At 46.3% G+C, this 6,000-nt stretch carries 3 protein-coding genes; 2 read left to right on the top strand and 1 reads right to left on the bottom strand.

Annotation, left to right across the window (positions count from 1 at the left end; all coding sequences use genetic code 11):
- The first annotated feature begins 525 nt into the window (after nt 1-525).
- Nucleotides 526-1,752, top strand: coding sequence for a metallophosphoesterase family protein (locus tag ACYVGO_RS04335; RefSeq protein WP_460967779.1), 1,227 nt, complete (start codon nt 526-528; stop codon nt 1,750-1,752).
- On the top strand, nt 1,749-4,859 hold the full coding sequence (locus ACYVGO_RS04330) for an AAA family ATPase (protein ID WP_460967777.1): 3,111 nt from the start codon (nt 1,749-1,751) through the stop codon (nt 4,857-4,859). Before ACYVGO_RS04335 ends, ACYVGO_RS04330 begins: the two co-directional genes overlap by 4 nt.
- 299 nt (nt 4,860-5,158) lie before the next feature.
- Here the strand turns inward: ACYVGO_RS04330 and ACYVGO_RS04325 are convergent, their stop codons facing one another.
- A complete protein-coding gene (locus ACYVGO_RS04325; protein WP_460967775.1) occupies nt 5,159-5,992 on the bottom strand; it encodes a nuclear transport factor 2 family protein in 834 nt (277 codons plus the stop codon).
- Between the last annotated feature and the right edge of the window lie 8 nt (nt 5,993-6,000).

Here is a 6,000-nt window from a genome sequence, read left to right as displayed (position 1 = left end):
CCGATTGTCAAGTGAAAGTGAAATTATTTTTTTAAATTAATTTTCAACTTTTTCCTTGTAATTGATTGACAATGAGAGGGTTAATTCTTTTTTCGCCAATCTTTCCCATTGTTTGGGAGTGCAAAGGTACGAGACTCAGTTTGCTTTGTCAAGTAAATCTGAAAATAAATTTTGCAATTGATTCTCAGCGAGTTGCACCTAATGAATTGATTACCAGCCGCTTTCGCGTTTGTTTTCAACTCATTTCCCTGATTTGGGACTGCAAAGGTAGGGGCTTAAACTAGCTTTGTCAAGGCTTGTTCAGAAAATAAATGGGAGCCCACCAAACATTATTTGGTAAAGCTCCCATCCTCAACCACTTACACAGTAGAAAAATGCTAACTTTTTTTCAAACAATCGATACGCAACTGGTATAGAGCGGTAGAATGACCCTCAAGGGATGCTCTTTTTAACCCTAATACGAGTACTATGAAGTATATTGCATCTTTCTTTTGGGCCCTGTTTTAGGGTATGATTATTCATACGATGAAAATAATACATACTGCTGACTGGCATTTAGGCAAGCGGCTACAGGATTTTCAACGATTACAGGAGCAGCAGGAAGTATTGGCTGAAATTGTACAGGTGGCAGACAACGAAGATGCAGATCTGGTATTGGTGGCAGGTGATTTGTTTGATACGTTTAATCCCGATCCACAAGCAGAGGACTTATTATATAGTACGCTTAAGCAATTAACGGCAGGCGGGCGTCGGACCGTGGTCGCCATTGCGGGTAATCATGACAACCCCGACCGAATTGAAGCCCAAGACCATTTTGGTCGGGAGTGTGGAATTATCTTCGCTGGTTTTCCAAAGACAAACATTCAATCCCATGAATTAAGCTGTGAAGCAAAGGTACTTCAGACCGCTCCTGGCTTTATTGAATTGAAACTCCCCAGACACGATGCGCCGGTTCGAATCATTTTAACACCCTATGCCAATGAAACCCGAATGCGCTCGTACTTCGGGATGACTCATCTTGACGATGAACTCCGGCAAAGCCTGAAAGGTCATTGGGCAACACTGGCTGATACCTATATGGATAAAAAGGGTATCAATTTATTGGTGGCGCACCTCTTTGTTATGAAGCGGGGTGGCGAACAACCCGAAGAGTCGGACGATGAGCGGAGTATTTTGCAGGTTGGTGGCGCTTCGATGGTGTATACCGATATGATTCCTCCGCAAATACAATATACAGCCTTAGGCCATTTGCATCGCTATCAGGAAATGGGTGGTGGCCCGTGCCCAGTTGTATATAGTAGTAGCCCGTTAGCTTATAGCTTTGCGGAGGCCGATCAACAAAAGTATGTTGTACGGATTGAGGCTGAGCCCAATCAGGCCGTAACCTTTACACCGGTTCCGCTGAAAACCGGTAAGCGACTCCTTCGCCCTAAATTTAAGCTCGTCAACGAGGCTGTTGACTGGCTCCGGGAAAATCCTAATTGTTTCGCTGAGATTACGCTGCAAACGACCACTTATCTGACGAGTGAAGAACGTAGGCAACTTCAGCAGGCGCATGAATCGCTGGTAACGATTATTCCTGATGTTCGGACGGTGGATGAGCCGGAGCAGGAATCTGCACCCGCCATCGACCTTACCCAAAGTATGGAAACGCTATTCGCGAATTATTTTAAGAACCGAAACAAAGGACAGGAGCCGAATGAGCGATTGCAGCACCTGTTTCGGGAGATTTTAGCCACCGAACCTGAATGATACCCATTAAATTATCGATTCAAGGCCTTTATTCATACCAGGATTTACAGGAAATAGACTTTCAGCGGCTGACCGGGTCGAGTGTGTTTGGCATATTCGGTAAGGTGGGCAGTGGCAAAACGTCCCTGTTGGAAGCGATTAGCTTTGCGCTCTATGGCGAAACGGAACGGTTGAACAGCCGCGATAATCGACAATATAATATGATGAATCTGAAGTCGAAGCAGTTGCTGATTGACTTCGAGTTTCAGGCTGGCCCCGATCAGCATATCTATAAATTTGTCTACGAAGCGAAACGACATCCTAAGAAACACCACGAGATAGGTCCCGGCGAGCGTCGAATGTTCATTCGGCAGGAAAATGACTGGCATCCAATCGGAAATGAAAAAGAAGATATTTCCGTACTGTCGAAGCAAATTCTGGGCTTAGACTACGAGAATTTCAAGCGTACGATTATCATTCCCCAGAACCAGTTTCGCGAGTTTCTGGAACTTAGTCCCACAGAGCGGACCAAGATGATGAATCAGCTGTTCAAACTGGATCAATACGACCTGGCTGGGCGGGTAGGCAAATTGAGTAAAGCCAACGACGATCAACTGGCCGAACTTCGAGGATTATTAAGTCCATTGGCAACGGTTACCCCTGCGGCTATTGAACATGCCGAAGCCAATATTGCGTCCAGCCACGATGCAGTTCGGGCAAAAGAGACGGAGATTGAGCAAGTGGAGCCAACCGAACGACTACTGTTACACGCCCAAACGCAGAGTCAGAATCTGGCAACACTACAGCGGGAGTTGGCAGGTCTGCAAACATTAGAACCGACCTATAGCAAACTCCGACAAACAATTGCCCTTTACGAAACCTGTCGGTTAGTCTTTCAGTCGGATCTGGTCATGCTACGAAAGCTGACGGATAAGCAAACGGGTCTGGTTGAGGCAAAGAACAAAACAGCCAGGCAACTTTCAGTAACAGATGGTCAATTATTGGGCCTACAGTCGGTTTACGAGGCCACCAAAAAAGCCTATGAAGGCCGGAATCAATTGCAGCAACAGATTGATGAGTTAGATACGGTGCAGCAGATCCGTCTCTTACAGGAATCGATTGAGCTTCAAACACGAAATCGGCAGCAAATAGCGATTCGGATCGGGCGGCAGATACTGTCACTTGATGGATATAAAGCTGAACGGCAAAAGCACCAAACACTGATCGACAGTTTACTTCGGCAGACATCGCAGTTAGAGCGGCTCTATCAGGCAGAAAAATGGTTCGCCATTTATAAGCCGCTCAAAAAACAGGCCGACGAGTTACAAAAACAGTTGACTGATCATGAGACCCTGATCGAACAGATCAAACAGCAAAAAGACAAGGCACTGGCAGGCTTTCCGGAAGAGTGGGCTGCTTTTACCTTAAAAACATTGCCTGCCCAGATTGACGATGCGCTGGAACAGTTGAAAGCCATCCGCAAAGACCGCGAAAAGGTGTACCAGCAGGCTTTCGTAAAACAGGAATTAGTCCACTTTACTGATTCCCTGACCGATGGTACACCCTGTCCGCTTTGCGGGTCCGAGCACCATCCAGCTAAACATACAGCTAGTCAGGGCAACTCGGATGCCGATTTAATCAGGCAGGAGGTGCTCAAAAGCGAAAATGCACTCAACAAAGTCAACCAACGTATTGATGATACAACTGCCCTAAGGTTACTTATTGAAGGCATGACCAAAGATCTTCGGAGCGCTTTAGACAACAGCAAACGACTAATTCAGGAACGAGCAGAGATTATACGGCAACTTACCGAACATGAGGACCAGTTTAGTTGGCACGAGTTTGACAAGGATCGGGAGTCTGATCTGGCAGGGGCCATCCAGCAGGAGAGTCAGCAGCAAAAACAACTTCAGGAAGGTCAGAAGGTCGTTCGGGAGTTGAGCAAACAAATTGATGAGGTTGAAACGGCCTTACGTGAAGAGGAAAAGCAATTAAGCGAGTTCGATACAGCAATTGCGGGCCTAAATGGTCAATTAAAAACGGCGGTCGAATCGCTGGACTATTATCGGCTTTCGGAAGTTGAACAATGGAACCTGCGCCAGATTGCCGACTTGCGCGATTCGCTCACTCGTACATACGACCAGACAAAAACAAATTTTGAAGAAGCCGATAAGCAAAAATCGGATGCGGAGAAACTACAGGCTACACTGGCTGAACAACTTCAACAGGTAATCAACCAGTTGGCAGACCTGGACAATGATATTCAGGCTGTTGAGGGTAATCTGGCCCAAAATCTAGCTGAACAGTCCATAACCCGCGACGTAGTGGAGCAGGTATTGCAGAGTAATTTGGACATCGATCAGGAAAAGCAGCGCATCCGCGACTATGATACAAAACGGGCTGGGCTCCAGAAGCAAATCACTGATTTAGAAAACGAGCTTTTCAAATCTCCCTTTGATGCGATTGCACTTACGAACGTGCAAAGCCATTTAAAAACCCTCCGTGATCAGAAAGATAGCCTGAATAAAGAATTGGGGCAGCTCACCAATGTTCTGATAACGCTAAAGCAGCAATGGGCAAAAAAACAGGAACATCAAAAACGCCATGATGAGTTAGACCTTCGTCGGCAGGATTTGAAGAAAATGGACGAGTTGTTCCGGGCGCAGGGTTTTGTCAATTATGTATCGTCAGTCTACTTAAAGAACCTGTGCGAATCGGCCAATGATCGGTTTTTCAAACTAACGAACAACCAGTTAAAGCTTGAGTTAGACGATAAAAACAATTTCCAGGTACGCGACTACCTCAACGGGGGAGAAACCCGGAGCGTGAAAACGCTTTCGGGTGGGCAAACATTTCAGGCGGCTTTATCGCTTGCACTGGCACTATCCGACAATATTCAGCACCTGACCAAAGCCAAACAGAACCTGTTCTTCCTGGACGAAGGCTTCGGTACGCTCGATAAGGATTCACTACAAACGGTCTTTAAAACACTCAAAGCCCTGCGATCCGAAAATCGTGTAGTGGGTATTATCTCACATGTAGAAGAATTGCAGCAAGAAGTGGAAAACTTTATTCAAGCCGAATCGACTGAGAACGGGAGTCGTATTCGAAGGAGTTGGGATGAGTAGAGATGCTCACCTCACCCCCTGCCCCCTCTCCTAAAACAGGAGAGGGGATACTATCAACAGCTTTTTAGTCCCGCCCCGCATGTTCTCGCTTGGCTTCGCCGAGTGAGTAATATTGTTTTAACGGTCTCTGGCCAGAGAATAACCAATTAGTAGAAAACGGGCCAGAGGCCCTGGAACGAATAGCCCTCACTGGTACGCCAGCCCGGTCGGCGAAGCCAAGCGAGAACGTGAATACTACAGGAAGCTTTTTAGCCTCTATCCTTAAACTAAGGATAGAGGCCGGTGGTGGGGTTATACAACTACGAAACAATCTGCTTTACGCCCCACTGCTCCACTATTTTTCCTTCACTCAAGCGGAAAATGGAGTAGAACGTGGTCGTTTTTTGTTCCAGTTTTCCGACTGCCTGAACAACCACAAAATCTCCTTCAGCTATAATATGAGTCACCTTTTCAACTGAGAGTTGGACAGTCTCCTGCTGTAAGTAGTTTTTTAATCCAGCAAGACCATTGTCAATGTCAGGAATGTGCTGAATAAGGTTGGCATCAACAAAATTTGGAAGAATATCGAGCTGATGATTCACGAGAACCCGTTCGTAAAATTCCGACACAAGAGCTTTATTCGCTGTCGTCAGGTCAGATGCATCCATAGGCAACGGACCGTCCATCATGGGATTTCCGTTTCGGGTCGTTTCGGGCTGGTCTTCAATGGCGTCCCAATGCTCCGTTACCTGACCATCCCGAAACCGGAATAAATCAACCACAATTTTCTGCTTATCTCCCCAACCGAAACTCATATTCGTTACAACGTACTCCCCTTCGGCAATTAATCGTAAAAAGGGCGTCGAAGTTGTGGCGGGTTTGGGCATTTGCTTCATGTAGGCAAGTGCTTCCAGCAGCCCTTCTTTTCCAGGCTTAACCATCGGACTATGCTGTATGTAATCGTCCGCTATTATTGCCCTGGCAAAGTCAAGATCGCCCTGACTAACCGCCCGACGATAGAAATCGCGGATAATGGATTTATTTATTACTTCCTGTTGTATGATCTGCATTTTAGTAGAAATCGTTTTGGAACACGACAAAATCAGGGATACGCCTACGCATAGGGGACCCGTGATGAAATGTTGAAATTTCATCGGTAGAA

It is taken from the genome of Spirosoma migulaei (genome assembly GCF_054776855.1).
Note: the sequence above shows the minus strand (reverse complement) of the source record. Positions and strands in the feature narration are given on the sequence as shown.

What these genes read in the sequence shown, in the direction of transcription:
- ACYVGO_RS04330 (WP_460967777.1), top strand. Translation starts at nt 1,749, where the DNA reads ATGATACCCATTAAATTATCGATTCAAGGCCTTTATTCATACCAGGAT.
- ACYVGO_RS04325 (WP_460967775.1), bottom strand. Translation starts at nt 5,992, where the DNA reads ATGAAATTTCAACATTTCATCACGGGTCCCCTATGCGTAGGCGTATCC.
- ACYVGO_RS04335 (WP_460967779.1), top strand. Translation starts at nt 526, where the DNA reads ATGAAAATAATACATACTGCTGACTGGCATTTAGGCAAGCGGCTACAG.